Below are 22,159 nucleotides of genomic sequence, written 5' to 3'. Positions count from 1 at the left end.
ATCGTGACCAATATCGCTCCTACCAGCCGTAGTTGCGGCGGATGCGGATGGGTTCGAACAGGTCGGTGGAAATTTCTTGAAGGAAGCGGCTTGGGTTGAGGAACATGCTAGGTCCGCCTTTGGTATTCATCTTTGGATACAGTACGTAAAGCTCGTCGCGAGCTCGAGTCACTGCGACATAGAAGAGGCGGCGTTCCTCCTCGGTATCACCGATGTCAATGGAGCGGCGGGTAGGGAAGAATCCGTCCGCGGCGCCGATTACAAAGACGACGTTGAACTCGAGGCCTTTGGCTTGGTGGACGGTAGTCAGTCGAATAGCTTCGTCGGACTCGTCCATGCGGCCGGAGGTCTCCGAGTTTAGGAGCGTGATTTGCGCGATAAGTTCCTGCATTTCCTCGAAACGTGCGGCGAATCCGACGAGGGAGTTCAGGTCTTCGAGCCGATTGGTGTAATTCGCGTAGGCGCCCTGCAGGTAGGAAGAGTACCAACCATCGATGGCGATTTGCACGACTTCGTCGGGGGTTCCGGTGTCGGCGATCTGCTTCATGTCGCGAAGCGTGAGAGCGACGGCTTCCCAATCGGCCCGGGCGGCGGCGGGCGCTTTCTTGATCGTGTCCTCGTGGCGGAGAGCGTCTATGAAGTCGATTTCGTGCTTCTTGGCGACGGCGATCGTGTGATCGTACAGCTTTTGGGCAGTTTTCTCTCCAACTTTAGGAAGCAGGAGGAAGAGCCGCAGAAAGGCGCTGGCGTCGGAGGGGTTGTAAACGAGACGCAGGTGGGCAACGAGATCCTTGATGTGGGCTTGTTCGAAGAACCGGACGCCGCTGGTGATCTGGTAGGGGACTCCGGCGCGGGAGAGCTCCATTTGCATGTCGAGCGCGACGAAGTGGGAACGGTAGAGGACGGCTATTTCGCGAGGATCCTGGCCTTCGTCGATGAGGCCGCGGACGCGGGTGATGACGAATTGGGCCTGTTCGCGAGTATCCATTGCTTGGACGACGTAGGGACGCTGACTGGATGGCTTGTGGGCGCGGAGTTCCTTGTCGAAGCCAGCGGTGGAACGATTCGCGATGATGGCGTTGGCCATCGTCAGTATTTCTGGCGTACTGCGGTAGTTGGTTTCGATGCGGAGGATCTCTGTGCCTGGATGGCGATCCGGGAAGGTGAGGATGTTGTCGAAATTTGCCCCCCGCCAGGAGTATATGCATTGTGCGTCGTCACCTACCGCCATGATTCGGTGGTGAGGGGCCATCTTGTCTATGATGGCGGCCTGCAGGACATTGGTGTCCTGGTACTCGTCAACGAGGCAGTGTTGGAAGCGCTTCTGATAGTATTCGGCGACCTCGGGAGCTTCGTCGAGAAGCTTGAGCCAGAAAACGAGCAGATCGTCATAGTCGACTACGTTTTGTTCCTGTTTCTTTCTGGCGTAGGCCGCGGCGAATCCGTCAATACGGTCGACAAATTCGTGGTGTTGCGGATAGAAGTCGATGATGGTCCGCTCGATGGATTCGCAGGTGTTGCGAGCCATGCTGATGATCGAGGAAAGCGGACCAGGCTTGGGATGGGTCTTGTTCTTAAAGAAAGAGGACTCGACAGACTCGACTGCGTGCTTGAGCACTGTTTCCGATTCCCCTGCATCGAGGATGGTGAAGTTTTTAGGAAGCCCGATAGCCTCACCGTGCATTCGAAGAAGGCGATGGCCGATGCTGTGGAAGGTGCCGCCCCAGAAGCTGCGACCTTCGACGGCGGTGAGCTCTTCCACGCGAGTTAGCATCTCTTTGGCGGCTTTGTTGGTGAAGGTGAGCAGTAGTATTTCTCCAGCTCGGACGCCTTTGCTCAGGAGATAAGCGACGCGGTAAGTGAGGGTGCGGGTCTTGCCCGACCCGGCGCCAGCAAGGATGAGAAGAGGGCCGGGTTTTGCGGTAACGGCGGCGTATTGCTCGTCGTTGAGCTCGGCCCGAAAATCTATCTCGGGTATCTCGAAAGGGTTAGGCGTCGGGCTGAGATCGAAGTCCATTCGAGGTGAGTAAGAATGGTCCGTTGGGAATAGTGAAGGGCGAATTTGGCTTAGGATTAGCGGGTACCCGGATTTGACTCTTGGTGACAAGGCCTGCGTTTAACCGTGGAGGCACACGGTAGAACCTCAGTCAAAGGAGGACGAGGGCGTCGCGATGGACGACCTCAAGTCGGGTCCGGTCAGGGTAGAGAGCGTTCAGCTCTTCGAAGTGCTTGTTGGCGATCTTTTCGATTTCAATGCTGGAAAAAGAGATTTCGCCGCGGGCGATCGCCTGGCCTTTTTCGTTCAGGATATCGACGACGTCACCGGACTTGAAAATGCCGTCGAACCCCGTGACGCCAGCGGCGAGCAGGCTACGTCCGCGGCGAATGATGGCTTCGCTTGCTCCATCGTCGATGGAGATGGAGCCGCTTGCTCTTTGAAAGTAGGCGAGCCAGCGCTTCTTGGATCCCATGGGTTGGGGAGAAGCCTCGAAGCGGGTTCCCACTATTTCCCGGTCGATGATGCGGAGGATAATGTTGTCCGCAGATCCGTCAGCGATGAAAGTTTCGCAACCGGACTTGGTCGAAAGCTTGGCTGCCTCGAGCTTGGAGACCATGCCTCCAACTGCGGTTGGAGAGCTTGTGCCCTTGGCGAGGGACTCGACCTCGGGAGTGATCCTTGGGACGACGGGTATTATTTTTCCATCGCCATCCATATCTATGAGCCCGGGAGCGGTGGATAGGATTTGGTACTGGTCGGCGTTGCTTAGGCTGGCGACCATTGCTCCGAGGAGGTCGTTGTTTCCGAATCGTATTTCGAATGCGGATACGGAGTCGTTTTCATTGATAACCGGTACGACTCCATAGGCCAGAAGCTGTTCGATGGTCGCTTTGGCGTTCACGTACCGATTGCGAATGCGCAGGTCCTCGTGCGTGAGGAGGATTTGTCCCGCAATGAGGCCGTGTGGCTGGAGGCCGTCCTGCCAGCATTGGATCAGACGACTCTGTCCGATCGAGGCGCATGCCTGCTGCTTTGCCAACGTTTTGGGTCGCTCCTGCAGCTCGAGAGCTCCCATGCCCATTCCGACAGCGCCGGAACTTACGATGAGTGTCTGTATTCCGCGTTTTCTGAGCTCTGCGACTTGGTTACAGATAGCATTGATACGAACGGTATCAACTTTTCCGATACCATGGGTTAAGATGCCTGTGCCAAGCTTGATGACGACGCGTTTCATTCTGGGGGGCTGAAGGTGCAAGGCTTTTAGGCTGGAGAGAAGAACGAAAAAGGCTGCGGTGTTGCCACCTACAGCCTAGATTGCTTCAGCCTTCGGCCTCAAGCGACGTGCCGCTTAGACTGTAGTGAGATCCTTTTCCTTGGCGGCGAGTAGATCGTTGATCTTCTTGATCGCGTTGTCGGTGGTCGTCTGGATCTCCTTTTCGTCAGTCTTAAGTTCGTCCTCGGTTATGTCTCCGTCCTTTTGCAGCTTTTTGAGGGCGTCCATCGCGTCGCGGCGTGCGTTGCGAACGGCGACGCGTCCGTCTTCGGCCTGCTTGCTGACGAGCTTGACGAGATCTTGGCGGCGGTCGCCGGTGAGCTCTGGGAGCGGAAGGCGAATGACGTCGCCCATGATAGCGGGCGTGATGCCGATGTTGGAGGCGAGGATGGCTTTCTCGATGGCTTTAAGAGTCGACTTGTCCCACGGCTGCACAGCGATTGTACGAGCGTCGGGTGTGGTGATGGCGGCCATTTCCTTGAGGGCCATTTGGCTTCCATACGCTTCGACAACGATACCTTCGACCATGCCAGGGTTCGCTTTGCCGGTATTGATCGCGGCGAACTCGTGGGCGGTGTGTTCGACGGCCTTATCAGCCTTTTCGTCCATTGTCAGGAATACTGTTTCTTCGTCCATTTATTTGAGGGGTGAAAGTTAGGAGACTAGGGTTCCGACGTTCTCTCCGATAATGGCCCGGCGAATCGAGTCAGTCTCGTTTAGGCTGAACACCAGGATTGGTACCTCGTTGTCCATGCAAAGCGAGAACGCGGTGGAATCGAGAATGTTGAGGCGTTGCTGGAGGGCGTCGATATAGGAAAGGGTATCGTAACGCACTGCGTCGTCGAACTTCATCGGGTCCTTGTCGTAGATACCGTCGACCTTGGTGGCCTTCATTATGACTTCCGCTTCAATTTCGCTCGCTCGGAGCGCGGCGGTTGTATCGGTAGAGAAGTAGGGATTTCCGGTCCCGGCTACGAAAATGACGACACGGCCTTTCTCGAGGTGGCGGATTGCTCGACGCAGAATGAACGGCTCTGCGACCTGATTCATGGGGATCGAGGTTTGGACGCGGGTTTGGACCCCCATCTTTTCCAAACATTCCATGAATGCCAAACCGTTGATGACGGTTGAGAGCATCCCCATGTAGTCGCCGGTGGTACGATCAACGCCTTGGTCGGTCGAACCGGACAGTCCTCGGAAAATGTTTCCACCTCCGATCACGATACAGACTTGGACGCCGAGCTCTCGGATATCCTTAATCTGTTGGCAGATTTTGCGAAGCGTGTTCCATGCGATGGGGTCTCCCGTCTCGGAACAACGCAGGACCTCACCACTTAGTTTGAGGACGACGCGTTTGTATTTAGGTTTTTCGGCCGAGTTTGACGCTGATGACATTAAAAACTCGTTAAGCCAAAGTGAGTTGGACTCGTCAATGCTAGGCTTCGCATAAGCGTGATTTGGCGCGATGGAACGTTCCTAAAATATCGCTATTTAGGCGCTTGACGAACGGGGAGGTTATTACCAACTTATCGCTCCTTCAAAGATTAGCCTGATGGTGTAATGGTAGCACAGCTGGTTTTGGTCCAGTCAGTCGGGGTTCGAATCCCTGTCGGGCTGCCATTTGAGATCTGATCAATTTCAAATGTCAGTTGGCTCATCTTCACGAAAAAGCCGCAGCTCTAAAGCTGCGGCTTTTTTGTGAGATTGGATTGTGACTCGCCTAGAACTTTACGCTCAGGGCATCGATCGAACGGCTACGGCGGCTTCCTTGGCTCGAAAGTGCATCATCGAGCTGCGAAAAGCTCACGTGTTGGATTTCGTCGATAGAGAGTGAACGGCTGGTGTTGAGCGTGCCGGTCAGTGGGTCTGCATATTTGCCGAGCAGGTACGCGTCTTCGAAATCCCAAACGCCATCCACCGATTCTTCTTCGAGCTCGGAAAGCTCCGTTTCAAAGAGTCCGTTAGAGCTAACAAACTGGTAGGAAGGTGTCGGTGCTGGGTCGCTCGCTCTCTTGGCTCTGATCGTTTCCTCCAAGGAAGCGAGAGTCTTAAGGGCGGTCAGCTGTGACGGGGAAGGTTGTTGAGCGATGATGGCGGGCGTTTCGATTACGACTCGCGGGGCACTCGGTTGGGCTAGGGTAGCGAACTCTTGCAAGCCGCCGGAGGAAACTTGCTTAGAAGTTGACTCGACCACGGTCGCTACTGCGAAACTAGGTTTTAGAGCCTCTGTCTGTTGCTTATGAGCGAGAGAGGGCTCGTTAACGGGAGTTTGAAAACCTAAGTATACAGCCACCGCTGCGATTCCACAAGTAGCTGTAAATGCCCCCACCTTGTAGAAGCGGGTTGCGAAAAGTGATTTGAGGCCAGTCTCGCTAACGAGTTGCCGCTGAATAAGAAGCTTTTGCTTCTGCTTTAGTTCGCGATCGAAGCGTACCCAGAACTCAGGTTCTGGTTGCTCGTTGCGTTTGGCTCTCATGAGCTCTTCTAGAGTATATTTACCTCTGCTATCAGGCATCGCTGTGGGTAGACGCTCTTTTTCCGGAAGCATTCAACTTTTTTCAACATTTTTTGAGAAATAGCTAAAGTCCTTAGGCACCAGCCCACTTAACTGCTAGGTTATGTTTGGGTGATAAGGCTGCATTCGGCAAAGAGCACTTGAACGCTGACAGTCGATAATCTGGAAAAGTTCCATCGCTTTTAAGGGGCTTCCGGTAGCCACGTGGTATCTGTGGTTGCGAATTTCTCGTTGGATATGGGGTGATCTTGGGTCTCTGGTAAGGGCGATCAGGGTGACGCCGTCTTCATGCTGGTTTGCGAGTCTGGTTATCAAGGTCGGTACTTCGTCGGCGCCGTCGCGATTGAACAGTATGGATAAGTGGACATTCGACTGCTGAAAGTCGTAATAGAGTAAATCGTTGGGGCTATCCTCAATCATGACCGTGAAGCCGATGTTGGAGAGCAGTTTTGCCGTGAGCCTCGAGTCGTGTTCCTGGAGTCCAAGCAAAAGGACGTGCCGCTCGAAGGCGTTCTCAGAGTCTTCCGCCGATCGTCCATCCGAAGCTGCTGTTCGATCTGGGGGTGGCTCAAGGGAGGGTGGCGGGATTGCTTTTCGCAGAGTGCGACCAGCTACTTGCTGCACGATGGCGGAGAAAGCAATCGTGACGAAGGCAATCCAGATGAAGGGGTCGAATGGGTATTGGTCCAAGGCTTCGCGGAGACCGAGAAGCGGGAACGCAAGACAGCATAGCAGGTACGATGCAGCTGCGAAGTTGACGATGCCTGCGAGAATGAATCGATGTGAATTGGCGCCGCCTCTCGAATTAAGTAAAAACCAAGCAGCGCCGTAGAGTCCCATCAACGCGAACAGGGCTTGAGTTAGCATGAGGGTGTGGCTCATCATCAACGAATTGGATGAAGGCATTTAAGCTCGCTTGCCGCACCGCGGCAAGGGAGTTGAGACGCTTTTTACGCTCTTTCTACTTCAATCGCTTTTTTTGTGCCGGACTAGTCAATCCTTGGGGCGCGCTCGCTTGGTCGGCTTCTCGGTTTGGATCGCCTTGAGAAGGGGCAACTCGCGCCGGCGTATGATTAGCGTAGTGATGCAACAAGCGAAGACAGCGATGGCTAGCGAGCCGAGCTGGAGGCGTGGCCCTTCCCAACCGAGTTCAGTAATGTGGCCGATAATTGCGCCTGCCATCAGGCAGGCACCGAGGAGCGCTCCGTAGACGATGCTCGAGGGGATCAGCAACAAAACGCAGGCTATGAGTTCGAAAGCGCCGATAAGGAGTCGCCCGTGTGGCTCCATGCCGAGTTCGGTGAACAGCTGTACGGACTCCGGATGAGCTGCGAACTTAAAATAGAGGGTCTGGCCCATGATCGCTGCGGCTGCGAATTGGGCGATCCAAGAGAGGATTTTGAGTTTTGGCGATTTCATGTCGGATCAGATGCGGTGGGCGAATGGATAGAGGAGTGTCTCGTTCGGCACGTAGAGATGATCGAATGAGAGCTCTCGCACGCAGCGAGCACCAGCTGCGCAGAGCAGTTCGTCGAGATCGTGCTCGAGGCTGTGAACGTAGTTGGCAACTCTAAGAGCTTTGTCGGCGATATCTATTCCCCTTTCGAGCTTGGGATTGTGGGAGGTGATTCCGACGGGGCAGGTATTGCTGCCACATTGCATGGCTTGGATGCAGCCGATGGAGAGCATGAAACCGCGTGCCGTGGCAATGGCATCGGCCCCGAGGCAGAACGCGATGATTTGCGAGCCGGGATTGATCAGCTTTCCGGAGGCGACGAGCTTGAGGCGTTGTCTCACACCTGCAGAGACAAGAGCATCTTGGGCAGATTTGAGCGCAGGGAAGAGCGGCATGCCGACCCGATCAATAAACGCTTTAGGCGCGGCTCCGGTTCCGCCTTCGGCGCCGTCGATGGTGATCCAGTCCGGAAAGCTGTCTTGACGTTTCATTTCCGCAACGAGTTCGGCGAATTGGCGTGGGTCGCCCATGCAGAGCTTGATCCCGACCGGGAGATGTGAAACTTCCTGTATCCGCCGAATGAATGCGACGGTGCTGTGGTAGTCTTCGCACTCGGGATGGTGGGTCGGCGAGACCACGTCCTGCCCCATGGGTACGCCGCGTAATTCTGAGATCTCCGCGGTTATCTTTTCTTTTGGCAGCATGCCGCCTTTGCCAGGCTTAGCTCCTTGGCTGAGCTTGAGTTCGATGAGCCTAACCTGATCCTTAGCGGCAAGGTCGGCCAGACGCTGGTCGTCGAGCGTTCCATCTTCTTGGCGAACTCCAAACTTAGCGGTGCCGATCTGGAAGGCCAGGTCGCAGTTTTCCATCAAGTGGTACTTGGGATAACCACCTTCGCCAGTGTTCATGAGTCCTCCCGTTTGAGCGATGCCCCGAGCGAGGGAACGGATGGCGCTCTTCCCGAGAGCGCCGTAGCTCATGCCGCTGATGATAAAGGGGACGGTGAGCGTATATGTTTTTTGGATACCTCGCTCTTCGCCGAAAGTGAGGCGGTAAGGAAGTAGGTTTTCTTTAGAAATGGGAAACAGCGAATGGCGTAGCTTTACCTCGGTTGCGTCGAAATCGTTTTGCGAACCGAAGGAGGAGGCGGAGTCGACGTTGTTGGCCTTGCGGTAGACTTCGGCTCGCTCGGTCCGGTTAAAGGGCCGCTCTTCAGTGTCGCCTGAGTAGAGGTATTGGCGAAGCTCGGGTCCGAGACTCTCAAGCATATAACGTCCCTGTCCGAGTATGCCAAAGTTTCGCAGCAGCGAGTGGTTTCTCTGGGCGAAGAGGTAGTAGTAATTGATCAGCGTTAGACCGATCATGGGAACAGTCAGGAAGTGAAAGTAAAACGAGATCCGCCAACCTGCGAGGAAGGACAGTAGCGTGAAGATGGGGATCGCCGTATTGGTAAAGCGAGCGAGCTTGTGAAGGTTGATGGCGAGCTTTGTGGACATGGGATGGTTGAAGAGTGAACTCGGCTTATTGGGCGGCTCGAAGAACGTTGTAGATCAGCAGGATGAGGGACAGGCAGAGGCTGCCGACAAAGGAGGCGTAAGCTATTCTCAGCCACCGAAATTTAGGGATGAGCACATCGTGGCTGAGGTGGTAGAGATCCTTCGCGACTTCTTTAGAGAGTTCGGTGGTATCTTCGATGATCTCGCTCATTTGGGCGAGGTAGTCGTCTCGATTCTGGCGACTGATATAGGAGAAGTGCAAGGGGAAGCGGTCGTCGGCTTTGATGCGGCGAAAGCGTTTTGGGAAAAGGCAAAGGGTTGCGGCAATGATGGTGATGGCGGCCCCCACCAGAAAAACTACGACCGAGGGAAAGAATGCAGCTACGTTAATGCGGGAAATCGCCACAGGTGCGAGGATGGCCGCCATGGTAAGCAATCCTTGGGCACGGCGGTCTGCCATGGCGACGTATTGGGTGTGTTTGTTCTCGATACTGGATAGGATCGAGGCGCGAGCGATGGACTGGAATTTCGGATGGGAAGGATCGGCTTGGTTCATTTCTGTCCTTTGGGAGGAAAGGTTTTCACTTTTTGCGCAAAAGGTTGCGAGAACTGAATTTGGAAGCTAGAGGTTTGGACGCTGGAATTCCCTTTGCCCCAAGCTATGCCTCAAAATCGATACAATCTTGAATGGAAAGTCGGATACACCTCCGATCCGAGCATAAGGCCGGAGAAACTCGTTGCTGCCTCGGTGCCTGGGGCGGTGCAGCTTGATTGGGCGCGGGCGGAAGGTTGGCCGCATTTTTGGCAGGATGGCGACTTTGGTCGCTACGCTTGGATGGAAAAGGTGTATTGGGTATACGAGGCTGAGTTGCCTAGGTTGAATGAATTGAAGGGGGAGCGGCTATTTTTCGTTTCCGGTGGCATCGATTACCGCTTTTTGGTGCGTTTGGGCGATCGTACTCTGTTTGCACAGGAAGGGATGTTTAGTCCGGTGGAAATCGATTTAACCGAAATCGCTAGACCGGGGGAGAAGATAGAGGTAGTTATATTTCCGATACCAGACTCGGGACTCGGGGAGGGTCGTATTGAAGCGAGCAGTTCGGTGAAACCTGCGGTGAGCTACGGATGGGACTTTCATCCGAGGTTGGTGCCTTCTGGGATTTGGCGTCTCACCTATTTGGAGGTCCGTAAGGCAGAACACATTCGCGAGCTTTACTTTGACTACGTGCTCGAAGAAGACCTAGCTTTGGTGAAGCTCGATTTGTCCATAGAGCTGAGCCAAGCATCGAGCGGAGTTTTCGAGTGGAATTTGATTGGCCCAGATGGGGATATGGTGGACGGAGAGGCGATCAATCTGGAAAACCAGTCGCTGGTGGACGGATTTTGCGAGGTTCATGAACCAGAGCTGTGGTGGCCGCGTGGATACGGAAATCAGTCGTTGTACAGTCTCACTATCTCCCTGCACGACGTCGATGGTCTGCTGCTGGATACACGTTCGCAAAGCATCGGGTTTCGTACCTCTCGGCTGGTGATGAACGAGGGGGCTTGGGACGAAACCCCTGAGATGCCCAAAACGCGCAGCGTGGCTCCGATGGCTCTGGAGGTGAACGGGCGTCGAATTTTCGTGAAGGGATCCAATTGGGTCGCTCCGGACGTGTTTCCTGGCGTCGCAGGCGAGGATGCTTATCGGCCGTTGCTCGAGAAAGCCGCTGGTTGCAATTTCAACTTGCTTCGTTGCTGGGGTGGTGCGGCGATAGGAAAACCGTCTTTTTTCGAACTATGCGATCGCTTGGGGATTATGGTTTGGCAGGATTTTCCGCTTGCCTGCAACAAGTATGCGGAGAGTCTCGAGTTTTTGGATACGCTCGGGCAAGAGGCGGAAGCTATCGTTAAACAGCTGAAGCCTCATCCGTCCGTCGTTATCTGGTGCGGGGGAAATGAGTTATACAATTCCTGGTCGGGGATGACTGACCAGTCCAAGGCAATCCGTTTGCTCAACAAGGTTTGCTTGGAGCTTGATCCAGATACACCCTTCCTGCCGACTTCCCCGATCATGGGCGCGGGGCATGGCGGGTATTTGTTTCGGGATTCCCGCGGCAAGGAGTGTTTCGAGGTATTTCAGAAAGCGCGCAACTCGGCTTATGTGGAGTTTGGGATTCCAGCCCCGGCTTCTGCCGAAAAGTTGAGGAGCCTTATCCGGGAGAAGGATTTGTTTCCGCCGAAGAAGGGCGGGGTGTGGGAACTGCGGCATGGTTTTGGGGCTTGGGAAGCGGATGAGGAATCTTGGCTTTGCATGCCGACGGTAGAGCATTACTTCGGGCGCCCAGAATCGATCGAGGAGTTGGTAGAATGGGGCCAGCTGCTACAGGCTGAGGGATTGAAGGGGATTTACGAGGAGGCGCGGCGTCAGAAGCCTTATTGTTCGATGGCCATCAATTGGTGTTTCAACGAGCCTTGGCCCGCTGCGGCTAACAATAGCCTGATTTCTTGGCCTTGCGAGCCGAAGCCTTCGCTACGCGCCGTACGTCAGAGCTGTCGGGCGACCCTGGCGTCAGCCCGGGTGAAACGTTTTTCGTGGCGAGCGGGCGAGCTTTTCGAAGCGGAGCTTTGGATATTGCACGATGGTCCGAACGCGGTGAAGGGCGATCGAGTGGAGGCGTATCTACGATTTGGAGACGATGAGAGCTTCGTGCTCGGGTGGTATTTCGACGCTCTCGAAGAGGGAGAGAACCGGGTCGGGCCGATATTGCGTTTTCTCGTCCCGGAGATCGACGAACAGACCTTCAAGCTCATCTTAAGAGTAGAAGGGCGCCCGGACTGGAATTCTGAATACGTTTTTTGCTACCAGCAGGACTAGGCCACTCTCAAACGTCCGCGGGGCTGTTTTCCCAAGGTTCGGACAGGCAAAACATTTTGGCATCGAGCAGTAGGGCATAGACGAGATTTAGCTGGGTGGGGATGCAGATTGCGTCGTCCACGCTTGGGTACTTCTGCATGAGGAACTTACGTGGTTGCAACGGAAGGTCGTAGAGGTCGATCAGTCGCATTCCCCAGTCGCTGAAATAGCGTTCGGTGATACTCTCGAACGAGATTAGCTGAATCGAATGGTGCCGCGGATCTTGGGCGATTTTGAGGTAGAGCTCATTGACCCGCGTGCTGTTTCCCTCGAGCACCTGCAAAAATTGGTCACCTGATAGGACTAGTATTCCTGAGATGCCGAGAGCGTTGTTGTTGGATACGCTGCTGTACTGAAGTTTGGCCAGCTCCTCGTTGGAGAGCGTTTCTTCTTCGGCGGTACTTCGATAGATCAGGCGGCAGTTAGACATAGTATCGGGTTTTGTACTCGGTTGAGGGATATCGATAGACAGGAGATTGCTAAAGAAAGCGGAAGGGCTTGGCAAGTTATCAGTCCCGCTTGATGGTGCAGTAAAACAGATGTGTTGCGGTCCCAATACCTGTTGGAAAGCCTTCCTCTGGATGCTATCCGCAGTTATGCGCTGTTGTCGGGGCGATTTTGGTTGAAGGTGAACATTTTCTTAGTACAGTAATCAGCCTCTCTACTGATAGGGAGGAAAATAAATTAGAACATCTAATCTAAAAAATCAATGCCAGTCGCAACACCTAAACAGTACGAAGCGATGTTGGATGCCGCCCAAAAGGGAGGCTACGCATACCCAGCCGTAAATATCACGTCACTCACGACGATCAACGCAGCCCTCAAGGCTTTTGCTGACTCGAAGACAGACGGTATCATCCAAGTTTCCACCGGCGGCGGTCAGTTCGCATCCGGCCTCAACGTAGCTGACGCAGCCTTTGGCGCGATCGTTTTGGCGGAGGCAACTCATCTGCTCGCTGAAAAGTACGACGTACTCGTAGCTCTCCACACGGACCACTGCCACCCGGAGAAGGTCGACAGTTTCCTCAAGCCGCTCCTCGAGGCGTCCCGCAAGCGCGTTGCTGAAGGCAAGGGGCCGCTCTTCCAGTCTCACATGTTTGACGGCTCGGTCGTGGCGCTCGAAGAAAACCTCAAGATCTCCAAGGAACTCCTCAAGGAGTGTGCAGATCTCGGTATCATCCTTGAAGTAGAAGCTGGCTGCGTAGGCGGCGAAGAAGACGGACACGACACTTCTGGCCTACCGATCGACAAGCTCTACACTACTCCTGGTGATATGGTCGACGTTTACGAAGCCCTCCAGCCAATCGGTCGCTTCCTTTTCGCTGCGACTTTCGGAAACGTGCATGGTGCTTACAAGCCAGGTTCTGTTAAGCTTAAGCCAACGATCCTCCGCGACGGTCAGAAGGCTGTTATGGACAAGCATGGCGTAGAAGCGGAAATGGACCTCGTCTTCCATGGCGGTTCCGGTTCCGAGCTTTCCGACATCCGTGAAACGCTCGACTACGGTGTGGTCAAGATGAACATCGATACCGACACTCAATACGCGTTCACACGCCCAATCGTCACCCACATCTGCAGCAACATTGAAGGTGTGCTCAAGATCGACGGCGAAGTTGGTAACAAAAAAACCTACGACCCACGCGGCTACCTCAAGAAGGGCGAAGCGAGCATGGCTAAGCGTCTTCAGGAAGCAGCGTCCGACCTTCTCTCCGAAGGCAAGACCATCTTCGGCACTGTATAAGCTGTAGTTACAGTTTAGGTACATATTTGAAAACCGGTTTCCGTTAGGGAACCGGTTTTTTGTGGTTTCGTAGCGCGGATCTTCATCCCGGTCCCGATTTGCAATATTCAATCTCTGCGGCCTCGGGCCGAAGCTCCGGGCTACGATTGGGATCCTGTTCTTGCGAAGAATAGGCGAGCTGTCAGAGTCGGCGGCTATGGAGAATTCAGCTAAGCAGAAGATTGCGTTTATCGGTACGGGAGTGATGGGAGCGAGCATGGCCGGACATTTGCTCGCGGCTGGGTATCCGGTTTGCGTATACAATCGAACACGCTCCAAGGCGGACGCCCTTGTCGAAGCGGGGGCAGTCTGGAAGGACTCGCCTTTCGAGGCAGCTCAGGGCGCGGATGTTGTCATCACGATCGTGGGTTATCCGAGTGATGTGGAGGCGATCTACCTTGGAGAGAGGGGGATCGTCTCAGCTTTGGGAGAGGGTGCGATTGCTGTAGATATGACGACATCCAGTCCATTGCTTGCCCAGCGGATCGCTGAGGTGGCGGGACGCCGTGGTATCGGCGTTTTGGATGCACCAGTTTCGGGAGGTGATCTCGGCGCGCGTGAGGCATGTCTCTCGATCATGGTGGGCGGTGCGAGGATCGATTTTGAAAAGGCGAAGCCCATTCTCGCAGCTATGGGCAAAAATATCGTTTACCAAGGCGAAGCGGGTTCGGGTCAGCATACGAAAATGTGTAATCAGATCGCGATCGCGGGCGGGATGGTCGCGATCGGAGAGTCGATGGCTTACGCCAAAAAAGCGGGGCTCGATGCAGAAACGGTGTTGGAAAGCATTTCTGCGGGCGCGGCTGGGAGCTGGAGCCTGAGCAATCTAGTGCCGCGGGCCTTGAAGGGAGATTACTCGCCAGGCTTTTTCGTGAAGCATTTTGTGAAGGACATGAAGATCGCGCTCGAGTCGGCGGAAGAAATGCAGCTCGAACTCTCGGGCTTGGCGATGGCTAAGCGACTGTTTGACGAGTTGGTTGCAACAGGCGGCGAAGAAGACGGGACGCAGGCTTTGTTCCGACTCTTTTGGGAACGGGAATAAGTCTGTTCTACTGCATCAATTGCTTGGTCGCGAATGCGAGAACGATTCCGACCGTGAAGCTGAGGAGGGTGCCGACGAGAATGTATTCGGTTTCTCGACGGCTTTCGTTGGCTTTTTGGAAGCGCAGGACAGACTTAGCGGCAATCAGGAGTCCAGCGGCGGAAAGTTGTCCGCTATAGACGAATATCAGCAGCAAAGTGCGTTCGAGGTGCCCGATGTAGCGACCGGCTCCGTTGAGCCCACTGTCTTGATGGAGCTGTTGCGGATTGGTAGAAAGCATCTTGGGGAGAGCCTTGGCGATGAAATGTCCGGCGGCGAGGGTATTGGCTATGAGGCCGGAGATTACGACGAGGGTTTGCAGGTATGAGACGGGGTTTTGGCCGAGCCACCATGGTTCGAAGATGCCGATGCGGGACCAATCGATGGCGCTGATGGCGAAGATGACGGCGAGGTGGGCAGCTTGGTCGAAGAGAAATGCGGGCAAGTCGTCGATGAGGCGTCCGGTGAGCCGGATTTTCAGGAGGTCGACCAGGCCGTGGGTGGCGACTACGAGCAAGGGGATGCGCCACTCGGAAAAGTCTCCTAGCAGGATGTAAGCGCAGAGTCCGGTTATGAGAATGTGCAGCAGGAAGGTAAGGGGCCGGTCCTTAGTGCGGACCATGGCGTCTGTCTGCAGGGCGAAATCCGAAAGGAGGTGAGCGGCGAGCAGAGGGACGAAGAGCGCGAGGTCGAATGATGGCATAAAAAGGGACAGGTTTTCTGGGGCTATTTCTCAGTTTCTTTGAGAGCTTCGTGCAGTCCGTGCGAAATGGATGTGAGGGCTTGTTTTATGAGTTTCCATCGGGCTTTGGCAAGGTGCTTGCCGAAGGCTTGAGCGGAAATGGGTGGATCAAACTTTTCCGCTAGTTCGTATTGGTTCAACTTTCCTCCCGAGAGGGCGACGGCTTGTGCCTGTTTAGCTGTCCAGTTGACTGTGATACCGTCCAGGAGCAGCACGCTTGCGTGGATGAGTTCTTGGGTGGGGAGAGGGAGATTGCCGCCAAATTGGATGCTGAGCCTCTGCTCCTGTGGCATTTCCTCCAGACCTCTTCCCGAAAGAACGAAAGCTTCGCCCTGGGAGAGAGAGATCTTTTCGGGACGGAGGTTCTCGTAGGTGCCGATGCCGATGCTGACGCGGGTATCGATCCCTCTTTTGCCGAAGAGGTGGGAACGGATCGCCACGGCGAGATGGATCGCTGATTCGGGCGCGTGACAGACGCATTGCCAGCTGTCTCCAGCGAAAACCTCGATGTTGGCGCTGAGGTCCGTGCTGGCTGCCGTCTCTTCTAGGAAGGCCTGAAGCTGCTCGCGCTTAGACTCGCTGAGCTCCTGCGACCCTACGATGTCTCCTGTGAGTACTGCAATCACAAGATAAACTTAAAAAGGTTTATATCTTATAAGTAAACCATAAAAGGTTTATAGTTGTAATATAAACCTATATAGGTTTATAAGAAGCAATACGAAACTTGCTCAGAAAAGGCTCGAATTGAGCTTGGACAGGAGGGAGTCAATAGGCATGGTGATCCGGTTTTATGTTTACCGGAATCGTAGAGGAAAAAGGCAGGGTCTTGTCTTGCGAAGAACGCGCTGGATCATGGCGTTATCGTGTGGGAGTAGAGGTCGTCGGCGCTGGCGTTTCGTTGGGCGACAGCGTTGCGGTGAATGGTTGCTGCCTCACGGTGGTGGAAATCGGCGAAGGCGTCTTGAGCTTCGATGTTTTGGAGGAGACGCGCCGGCTGACGAACCTTCGCGACATTGCAGTGGGGAGGTCGGTGAATCTTGAGCGCAGCTTGCGATTTGACGGAAGGGTTGGCGGACATTTTGTATCGGGCCACATCGATGGCGTGGGCGAGATTAAGACGCTGCGTACGGAAGGTAAGGATGTCATCCTGGAGATTGAGATTCCGGACGGATTCGAGAAGTACCTTGTTTACAAGGGATGTATCGCAATCGATGGAATGTCGCTCACAGTGGCGAAAGTTGAGGATCGTCTGATTACAATCTGGCTAATCCCGCATACTTTGGAGGTGACCACCATCGGTGAACGCTCTGAAGGGGATTCGGTTAACCTAGAGTTTGATCTGATCGCCAAGTATACCGAAAAGATAGTGGCCCAGAGAAACGCATGAGAGCGGAAGTCGAGGCATTGATAGAGGAGTTGAAGCGTCTGCGGAAATCTGGCGTTACTCGGGTCAATGTATCCGACGCGGCAATACAGTCGCTCAAGAAGTTTTCGAAAGGTTCACCGGTTGCTGCGACAACGCGAGCAGCAGTCTTGGATTCCATTCCTGATCGCGTGCGCTCTGCCAGCGTGAAGGACTTCGATAAGGTCTTGGTCGAGACAAAGACCGATACGAAAAAAGCAGCGGCGAAACAAACTTACGGCGCCAAGCTCCCTCGTCCGCCGAGCATTCTCTTACCCGAAGGGGATAAACGGAAACGATGGGAGGCGCTGCGTGAGAAGGTGCTTGAGTGCAAGACTTGCAACGAGCGGGTGAAGCCTGGCAAGAAGGTTGTTTTTGGTATCGGAAATTTGGATGCGGATATTTTTTTCTGTGGAGAAGCACCCGGCGCGGATGAGGAAATCAAGGGTGAGCCGTTTGTCGGCAAGGCCGGCCAATTGCTGAACAAGATGATTGGGGCCATGGGCTTGAAGCGCGAAGACGTGTACATCGGCAACATCATGAATTGGCGTCCCGAGATGCCGACTCCCACGGGTAATCGTCCGCCGACGATTGAAGAAATGAATTTTTGCCTGCCTTACTTGAAGGCTCAGCTAGAAGTTGTGAAACCGAAGCTGATCGTGGCGCTCGGCGCTACCGCAGCCAAGGGGCTGTTGGGCGCGGATTCCTTCCGCTCTTTGAGGGAATTGAAAGGACAGTGGCAAACCTTCGAAGGTGTGCCAGTGATGCCGACCTACCATCCATCGTATTTATTGCGCAATGACACCAAGCGCGACAAGCGATCCGCTTGGGAGGATTGGTTAAAGGTGATGGAAAAGGCAGGGATGGAGATCAGCGACCGGCAGCAGGGCTTTTTTCTTTAGGGCGTTAGCAGGAGCGGTCTATCGGGTGAGGATCGAGGGAATTAGACGAGTTTCGTCCGACAGATTGTAGACGAGCTGGCACGAGCCGAGGCTGTATCGCGCCACACCGTCGTGTACCGTCTAGATTTCGGAGATGCGGATTTGGAAGAAGGTGGTTTTTTCGACCTCGGGAATGGGGATGGTGTAGGTGGCTATGCCGTCCTCGATGGAGGGAAAGTAGATGCGTTCAGCAACAGGGTAGAGGGTCCAGTTTACCATGTCTGGCGAGGAGTAGATGGTGACTGCGAGGGAAGTGTCGGCGGCGCGGAGGGAGTACTGGATGGAGGTGTCAGCTGGAGCACTGGCAATGATACGGGGTGATTTTGCCCGGTCGTCGGCGAGTGGGTCGGTGCCGTCGACGAATTCGGCGAGGTTGGTACGGCCGTCTTGGTCTGGGTCAGCGTCGCGGAGGCTGGAGGCTTGGCCCCAATCGATGAAGTCTATCCAGGCGTCGTAGGTGGTGGCATCGGCGGCTTCCGCGGCGAATTGGAAGGTGGTGGTGCCGCTGTCGGTGAGGGAGACGATTTGCTCTTTGGTCTCGCCATTGAAGGTTACGGTGACGCGGTGGGTGCCTTTGAAGGTGTTGGCGACGTATTTGCCCGTAGAGGACGAGCTGCCGTTGTGGTCTTCCCACCATTCGCCTTTGACCTTATCTATCCAGAGTTGGCCGGTTTCTTTGAGCGCGGGATCCTCGGGAATACGGTTGTTCGACGTACTGCCCTCCGCCATGTTGTCGTACATGATGGAGTTGCCGCGCCAGTGAGTTAGGTCGTCTAGTCCCCATATGGTGATGCCGTCGACGGCTGGGTGTTCGAAGGCGGCGGTGATCACGGAGTCGGTGAGGGCGACCTGGTCTTCCATGGTGGGGGTTGTCCAAGGAACCCAGCTGGCGTTGTGAATCTCGTTCTTGACGGCCATATCGAGCTCTGTGATTTCGATGCGGAGCCCAGGTAGGCCGTTGGGGTGGTTTTCGGTGGGAGCCATCGGTGCCGCGAGCAGATCGAGGCGGCGAACGATTACGGCCTTGGGGATATTGGGGTGATCCATATGAGCCTGTAGACCGATGCCGTCGATAAGGCCGCCAGCGTCGCGGACCGCGTCGATGAAAGTCTTGTAGGCTTTTACTTGGTTGTCGGTCCCGCTCCAGTCGTTGAGAATGTTAAAATCGTTGATGAAGAGGTTGGCGCTTGGATCGGCATCTTTGGCTTTATTGAACCAAGTGGCAACCTCGGCGGCTTGGGCTGCCGTATCGTTTTTGTCGGCAATGCGGTCGACGAGTAGCTCGGGGACGTTGAAGTGCTCGTTGTATAAGTCGAAACTGTCGATGCCGGCGTCTTTGTATGTGGTGTGGTAGGCTTCTACGTGGTCGATAATGAGGTTGTGGACGGTTTCGGCGCTGGGGTTTTGGTTGTTTTTTAGTTGAGCGGGGAGCTGGTAATCGGCGCCCCAAATGGTGACGTGTCCGCGGAGGCGGAGCTTATCCGGTCCGTCGAAGGCGTTGAAGGTTTGGGGAAGGGCGGCAATGGCGAGGTTCACCTCCTCGGTGCGGTCCTCGTAGTAACTCCACTTCATGATGTTTCCGTAGGTGGCGGAGTTGAAGTATTCCTGGAGCTTCTCGACGGTAAAGGGGTCGTAGTCGTTCGAGTTGGGGTCGATGATGCGGTGCTCAACGGCGCAGCCGAAGCGGAAGGCGTGGTTTAGCATTTCGACCTCGACGGTGGCGCCGTCGATCGGAGCGCCGGAAGTCGACTGGACCTGCACTGTCAGGTCTGCTTTTCGGTGAGCGATCTCTTGTCCGCCTGCGGGCAGGTGCAATGTGAATGCGAGAAGAAGGGGTAGTACAACTGATTTCATGCGCTCGGGTATTGGGTCGGGGTCGGATACGTGAATGACCGGACGACAATCCTAGCGCATTGCGGGTTCCAAGTCTTGCTGATCTGGACCCGTGTGCAGTCTCTTATTAGACTGTATTAGACACCGCTAATCGAATGGCTTTTTGATGCCTACTGCGGGAGAGGGGAAGCTGGCTCTTTGGCTGGCTTACTTTTTGGAGGCAATCTCCGCCAGCTTGCGGTTCAGCACGTCGAGGGGGACGGGCTTGGCGAGGACTTCGTCGATGTACTCGGGCTTTTCGCCGGTGTCCTTAATCATATCGCCGAAACCAGTGATCATGTAGATTGGGGTTTGCGGAGCGACCTGCTTGATGGCGGCGGCGAGTTGGTCTCCGCTCATCAGCGGCATGGCCCGGTCTGTTATGACGAGGTCGTATTTCTTGTGCTCGAAGGCTTTGATGGCGCTGTTCGGGTCACCGTAGACGTCGACAGTATGGCCTCCGCTGGCGAGGAGTTCGGAGATGACTTCGAGGAGGACTTCCTCGTCGTCGACGAGCATGATGCGGAGAGATCTCATTTTGGTATTGGAGCACACATCTAATTCCTCCCTGATTTTCCGTTTGACCGCTGGGAATTCCATGATGATCCGAGTGCCTACGCCTTCTTCGGACTCAATGTTAAAAGTTCCGTGGTGGCGCTGGACGACACCGAAGACGATGGAGAGTCCCAGGCCGGTTCCGAGCTTGCCTTTGGTCGTGTAGAAAGGTTCGAGGCACTTCTGGCGGGTTTCCTCGTTCATGCCGCAGCCGCTATCCTCGATGGTGATGCGAACTTTATCGTCTCTATCGGCCACGCTAGCGGTGATGCCGCCGTCGTGGGTCATGGCGTCGACCGCGTTGATTATGAGGTTGGTGAAGACTTGGCGGAGTTCCGGCTCATTGCCCAAGATAGGGCGGCCGGATGACATACTCATCTGAAAATCGATATTTAGGCCCTTCGCCTCCGCCTGGTTCTTCCATCTGTGGCGGGTGAGTTCCTTGACCTGCCAGAGTAGTTCGTCGGGAAGGATTTGGATGAACTCTTCCGGACTGTTCTGGGAACGATAGAATTCGCGGAGGCGACTCACCACTGCCGCACCGTCTTGGGCGGCGGTCTGGATTTTCTTTAAGTAGGAAGTGAGCTTTCCTTTGTCCTGCATGGTTTTGGGGACAGTAAGGAGCAGCTCCGAGAAGCCGAGGATGGGAGCGAGCAGATTGTTGAAGTCGTGCGCGATTCCGGAGGCCATTTGCCCGAGGGCGCGCAGGCTTTCCTGTTGGATGAGATTTTTCTGGGTTTCCTTCAGGTCCTTCAGGGCGTCGTGAAGCTCGACGTTTTTCTTAGCGAGTTCGTCGGAGACGTTTCGGACTTCGGTGGCGTCTTCGAGGATGACGGCGAAATAGTTGGCGGTGCCTGATTCGTCGCGGAGGGGAGTGAGATAGGCATTGGCCCAGAAGGCGTCTCCACTTTTACGATACAACAGGATGTTGCCGTTGTGTTCGGCTTGGTCCTGCAGGCACTCCTCGATGGCGAGGATTGCTCGGGCGTTGGTCTTTGGGCCGTGCAGGCAGGCGAGCGAGGATCCGGCTACTTTCGAGTAGCGGTAGCCGGTCATGTGCTCGAAAGCTCTATTTGCGTAGCAAATGCGGAAGCTTGGTCCTGAACGCATGAGAAGGAGGACAGATTCCTTCACTAGTTCGACGGAGGTCTTGAGCAGGTCCATGGCGGGGTTGTTTCCCTCCACGGTCATGTTCTTCGCTTCGATCACTAGCTTGCTGTTTCCAGCGTCATGGCGTGCAGAGAGCAGAACGGACTTTATTCTTCCTGCATCGGCTCGAAGCCGGACGATACACGACTTGACCGAGTCAGATTCTTTGGCTTCGGCGAGATAGTTTGCGAGTCGATCGGAATCGGCCGGAACTACGATGTCGTTAAGATTGAGTTCACGGACTTGCTCGATGCCAGTGCCGAGAAGGTCGGCCCAAGAAAGGGATGCGGTTTTGAAGCGTCCGTTGAATTCGTGGGTCGAAGAGAGATTTAGGTTTACCGGGAATGCCTTAGCGCTCTCAGGTGCTTCATTTGTTTGCACTGCCTTGATGACGATGCGGCTCCGCTCTGGATCCGGAGATACGAAGAGAGGGAAGGCCTTGAGCAGAAGAGCATGGCCAGTGGATCCGGGGGCAGCGAGGGAAGCCTTGAAGTCGGGGGCAGTGGTATCGGGATCGATGCTAAATAGCCAATCCTTGAGGGCGGGCGCGTCGTTGACGAGGAGCGCGAGGCTGGTCGTCTTGGCTTGCCCTGGAGCGAGTCCCCACACTCGGTCAGTGTTTAGGTCGCAGTCGACGAAAGTGAGTTTGCCGTTGTGCAGCGAGTAGGCTGCGTTTTCGCCGGCGGTGCTCAAGCCAGCGAAGAAATTCCAATTCAGGGCAGGTGCAGTCGTTCCTTGCTTGGATATGCGGTCCGAGGCAAAGGGGGGCTCGCCTGGTATCCTGGATAAGTCAGTACGACGTGATCCTGCAGGCTGTTGAGTAGGGTTGCTATTGCTTTCGCGAAGCATTCTGTCCGTCCGTGGGTGGTGCTATCTGATAGTGTGAGCTAAATCCTTTTAGCTCAGCGCCGCGATCGGGTGGTGAAACCCGAACGCGGCTGTTAGAAAAAGTCATCGATCGGGGCCGTCTTGGCCACCCGTACCGGTGATGCTTTGAGTGGA

The 22,159-nt window shown here is 55.0% G+C and carries 19 protein-coding genes and 1 tRNA gene; 6 read left to right on the top strand and 14 right to left on the bottom strand.

The window, feature by feature from the left end; translation table 11 throughout:
• Nucleotides 1-19: 19 nt before the first annotated feature.
• From QEH53_RS17480 to pyrH, 4 genes are all read right to left on the bottom strand, one after another.
• Nucleotides 20-2,017 carry an ATP-dependent helicase gene (locus tag QEH53_RS17480; RefSeq protein WP_309024502.1) on the bottom strand — a complete coding sequence of 666 codons (1,998 nt, stop codon included), beginning with the start codon at nucleotides 2,015-2,017 and terminating at the stop codon, nucleotides 20-22.
• 130 nt (nucleotides 2,018-2,147) lie between these two features.
• The gene (proB, locus tag QEH53_RS17475) at nucleotides 2,148-3,233 is read right to left on the bottom strand and encodes a glutamate 5-kinase (protein WP_309024501.1); all 1,086 of its coding nucleotides are present in this window, start codon (nucleotides 3,231-3,233) and stop codon (nucleotides 2,148-2,150) included.
• A 114-nt stretch (nucleotides 3,234-3,347) separates the two neighbouring features.
• Nucleotides 3,348-3,908: a ribosome recycling factor gene (gene frr, locus QEH53_RS17470; RefSeq protein WP_309024500.1), complete on the bottom strand. Its 561-nt coding sequence runs from the start codon at nucleotides 3,906-3,908 to the stop codon at nucleotides 3,348-3,350.
• A gap of 18 nt (nucleotides 3,909-3,926) precedes the next feature.
• Nucleotides 3,927-4,667: a UMP kinase gene (pyrH, locus tag QEH53_RS17465; protein ID WP_309024499.1), complete on the bottom strand. Its 741-nt coding sequence runs from the start codon at nucleotides 4,665-4,667 to the stop codon at nucleotides 3,927-3,929.
• 151 nt (nucleotides 4,668-4,818) lie between these two features.
• Between pyrH and QEH53_RS17460 the strand changes: the two genes are divergently transcribed.
• Nucleotides 4,819-4,892, top strand: a tRNA-Gln gene (locus QEH53_RS17460).
• Between the two features lie 100 nt (nucleotides 4,893-4,992).
• Here QEH53_RS17460 and QEH53_RS17455 read toward each other — a convergent pair.
• The 5 genes from QEH53_RS17455 to QEH53_RS17435 form a co-directional block, all read right to left on the bottom strand.
• Nucleotides 4,993-5,787, bottom strand: coding sequence for a hypothetical protein (locus QEH53_RS17455; RefSeq protein WP_309024498.1), 795 nt, complete (start codon nucleotides 5,785-5,787; stop codon nucleotides 4,993-4,995).
• Between the two features lie 96 nt (nucleotides 5,788-5,883).
• Nucleotides 5,884-6,693, bottom strand: a complete 810-nt coding sequence (locus tag QEH53_RS17450) for a hypothetical protein (RefSeq protein ID WP_309024497.1) — start codon at nucleotides 6,691-6,693, stop codon at nucleotides 5,884-5,886.
• An 87-nt stretch (nucleotides 6,694-6,780) separates the two neighbouring features.
• On the bottom strand, nucleotides 6,781-7,206 hold the full coding sequence (locus QEH53_RS17445; RefSeq protein ID WP_309024496.1) for a DoxX family protein: 426 nt from the start codon (nucleotides 7,204-7,206) through the stop codon (nucleotides 6,781-6,783).
• 6 nt (nucleotides 7,207-7,212) lie between these two features.
• Nucleotides 7,213-8,739: an FMN-binding glutamate synthase family protein gene (locus tag QEH53_RS17440; RefSeq protein WP_309024495.1), complete on the bottom strand. Its 1,527-nt coding sequence runs from the start codon at nucleotides 8,737-8,739 to the stop codon at nucleotides 7,213-7,215.
• 25 nt (nucleotides 8,740-8,764) lie between these two features.
• Nucleotides 8,765-9,295 (bottom strand): Pycsar system effector family protein, encoded by a 531-nt coding sequence (locus QEH53_RS17435; protein ID WP_309024494.1) that lies wholly within the window; start codon nucleotides 9,293-9,295, stop codon nucleotides 8,765-8,767.
• 105 nt (nucleotides 9,296-9,400) lie between these two features.
• Here QEH53_RS17435 and QEH53_RS17430 point away from each other — a divergent pair, with 105 nt between their 5' ends.
• Entirely contained in the window at nucleotides 9,401-11,596 is a 2,196-nt protein-coding gene (locus tag QEH53_RS17430; RefSeq protein ID WP_309024493.1) for a hypothetical protein, read from the top strand.
• Nucleotides 11,597-11,603: 7 nt separating this feature from the next.
• Here the strand turns inward: QEH53_RS17430 and QEH53_RS17425 are convergent, their stop codons facing one another.
• Nucleotides 11,604-12,065, bottom strand: a complete 462-nt coding sequence (locus tag QEH53_RS17425) for a BLUF domain-containing protein (protein WP_309024492.1) — start codon at nucleotides 12,063-12,065, stop codon at nucleotides 11,604-11,606.
• A 279-nt stretch (nucleotides 12,066-12,344) separates the two neighbouring features.
• On the opposite strand from QEH53_RS17425, the gene fbaA reads away from it, so the two are divergent.
• Both fbaA and QEH53_RS17415 read left to right on the top strand, forming a co-directional pair.
• The gene (gene fbaA, locus QEH53_RS17420; protein WP_309024491.1) at nucleotides 12,345-13,376 is read left to right on the top strand and encodes a class II fructose-bisphosphate aldolase; all 1,032 of its coding nucleotides are present in this window, start codon (nucleotides 12,345-12,347) and stop codon (nucleotides 13,374-13,376) included.
• A 196-nt stretch (nucleotides 13,377-13,572) separates the two neighbouring features.
• The gene (locus tag QEH53_RS17415) at nucleotides 13,573-14,457 is read left to right on the top strand and encodes an NAD(P)-dependent oxidoreductase (protein ID WP_309024490.1); all 885 of its coding nucleotides are present in this window, start codon (nucleotides 13,573-13,575) and stop codon (nucleotides 14,455-14,457) included.
• 7 nt (nucleotides 14,458-14,464) lie between these two features.
• Here QEH53_RS17415 and QEH53_RS17410 read toward each other — a convergent pair whose 3' ends face one another.
• Nucleotides 14,465-15,199, bottom strand: a complete 735-nt coding sequence (locus QEH53_RS17410; protein WP_309024489.1) for a DUF3307 domain-containing protein — start codon at nucleotides 15,197-15,199, stop codon at nucleotides 14,465-14,467.
• 23 nt (nucleotides 15,200-15,222) lie between these two features.
• The gene (locus tag QEH53_RS17405) at nucleotides 15,223-15,864 is read right to left on the bottom strand and encodes a hypothetical protein (RefSeq protein WP_309024488.1); all 642 of its coding nucleotides are present in this window, start codon (nucleotides 15,862-15,864) and stop codon (nucleotides 15,223-15,225) included.
• A gap of 164 nt (nucleotides 15,865-16,028) precedes the next feature.
• Between QEH53_RS17405 and QEH53_RS17400 the strand changes: the two genes are divergently transcribed.
• A complete protein-coding gene (locus QEH53_RS17400) occupies nucleotides 16,029-16,625 on the top strand; it encodes a riboflavin synthase (protein WP_309024487.1) in 597 nt (198 codons plus the stop codon).
• Nucleotides 16,622-17,542 carry a uracil-DNA glycosylase gene (locus tag QEH53_RS17395; protein WP_309024486.1) on the top strand — a complete coding sequence of 307 codons (921 nt, stop codon included), beginning with the start codon at nucleotides 16,622-16,624 and terminating at the stop codon, nucleotides 17,540-17,542. Before QEH53_RS17400 ends, QEH53_RS17395 begins: the two co-directional genes overlap by 4 nt.
• Nucleotides 17,543-17,662: 120 nt before the next feature.
• Here QEH53_RS17395 and QEH53_RS17390 read toward each other — a convergent pair whose 3' ends face one another.
• Together QEH53_RS17390 and QEH53_RS17385 are read right to left on the bottom strand one after the other, a co-directional pair.
• On the bottom strand, nucleotides 17,663-19,435 hold the full coding sequence (locus tag QEH53_RS17390) for an endo-1,4-beta-xylanase (RefSeq protein WP_309024485.1): 1,773 nt from the start codon (nucleotides 19,433-19,435) through the stop codon (nucleotides 17,663-17,665).
• A 186-nt stretch (nucleotides 19,436-19,621) separates the two neighbouring features.
• Nucleotides 19,622-22,006, bottom strand: coding sequence for an ATP-binding protein (locus tag QEH53_RS17385; protein WP_309024484.1), 2,385 nt, complete (start codon nucleotides 22,004-22,006; stop codon nucleotides 19,622-19,624).
• Nucleotides 22,007-22,159: the final 153 nt, after the last annotated feature.

Origin of the sequence: Pelagicoccus sp. SDUM812002, assembly GCF_031127835.1 — a bacterium.
Lineage (GTDB): Bacteria > Verrucomicrobiota > Verrucomicrobiia > Opitutales > Opitutaceae > Pelagicoccus.
Note: the sequence above shows the minus strand (reverse complement) of the source record. Positions and strands in the feature narration are given on the sequence as shown.

Bases quoted from the DNA above. Each gene is read 5' to 3' on its own strand.
- QEH53_RS17450 (WP_309024497.1), bottom strand. From the start codon at position 6,693: ATGCCTTCATCCAATTCGTTGATGATGAGCCACACCCTCATGCTAACT.
- QEH53_RS17480 (WP_309024502.1), bottom strand. From the start codon at position 2,017: ATGGACTTCGATCTCAGCCCGACGCCTAACCCTTTCGAGATACCCGAG.
- QEH53_RS17425 (WP_309024492.1), bottom strand. From the start codon at position 12,065: ATGTCTAACTGCCGCCTGATCTATCGAAGTACCGCCGAAGAAGAAACG.
- proB (WP_309024501.1), bottom strand. From the start codon at position 3,233: ATGAAACGCGTCGTCATCAAGCTTGGCACAGGCATCTTAACCCATGGT.
- QEH53_RS17400 (WP_309024487.1), top strand. From the start codon at position 16,029: ATGTTTACCGGAATCGTAGAGGAAAAAGGCAGGGTCTTGTCTTGCGAA.
- fbaA (WP_309024491.1), top strand. From the start codon at position 12,345: ATGCCAGTCGCAACACCTAAACAGTACGAAGCGATGTTGGATGCCGCC.
- frr (WP_309024500.1), bottom strand. From the start codon at position 3,908: ATGGACGAAGAAACAGTATTCCTGACAATGGACGAAAAGGCTGATAAG.
- QEH53_RS17415 (WP_309024490.1), top strand. From the start codon at position 13,573: ATGGAGAATTCAGCTAAGCAGAAGATTGCGTTTATCGGTACGGGAGTG.
- QEH53_RS17385 (WP_309024484.1), bottom strand. From the start codon at position 22,006: ATGCTTCGCGAAAGCAATAGCAACCCTACTCAACAGCCTGCAGGATCA.
- QEH53_RS17430 (WP_309024493.1), top strand. From the start codon at position 9,401: ATGCCTCAAAATCGATACAATCTTGAATGGAAAGTCGGATACACCTCC.
- QEH53_RS17440 (WP_309024495.1), bottom strand. From the start codon at position 8,739: ATGTCCACAAAGCTCGCCATCAACCTTCACAAGCTCGCTCGCTTTACC.
- QEH53_RS17445 (WP_309024496.1), bottom strand. From the start codon at position 7,206: ATGAAATCGCCAAAACTCAAAATCCTCTCTTGGATCGCCCAATTCGCA.
- QEH53_RS17410 (WP_309024489.1), bottom strand. From the start codon at position 15,199: ATGCCATCATTCGACCTCGCGCTCTTCGTCCCTCTGCTCGCCGCTCAC.
- QEH53_RS17435 (WP_309024494.1), bottom strand. From the start codon at position 9,295: ATGAACCAAGCCGATCCTTCCCATCCGAAATTCCAGTCCATCGCTCGC.
- pyrH (WP_309024499.1), bottom strand. From the start codon at position 4,667: ATGTCATCAGCGTCAAACTCGGCCGAAAAACCTAAATACAAACGCGTC.
- QEH53_RS17455 (WP_309024498.1), bottom strand. From the start codon at position 5,787: ATGCCTGATAGCAGAGGTAAATATACTCTAGAAGAGCTCATGAGAGCC.
- QEH53_RS17390 (WP_309024485.1), bottom strand. From the start codon at position 19,435: ATGAAATCAGTTGTACTACCCCTTCTTCTCGCATTCACATTGCACCTG.
- QEH53_RS17395 (WP_309024486.1), top strand. From the start codon at position 16,622: ATGAGAGCGGAAGTCGAGGCATTGATAGAGGAGTTGAAGCGTCTGCGG.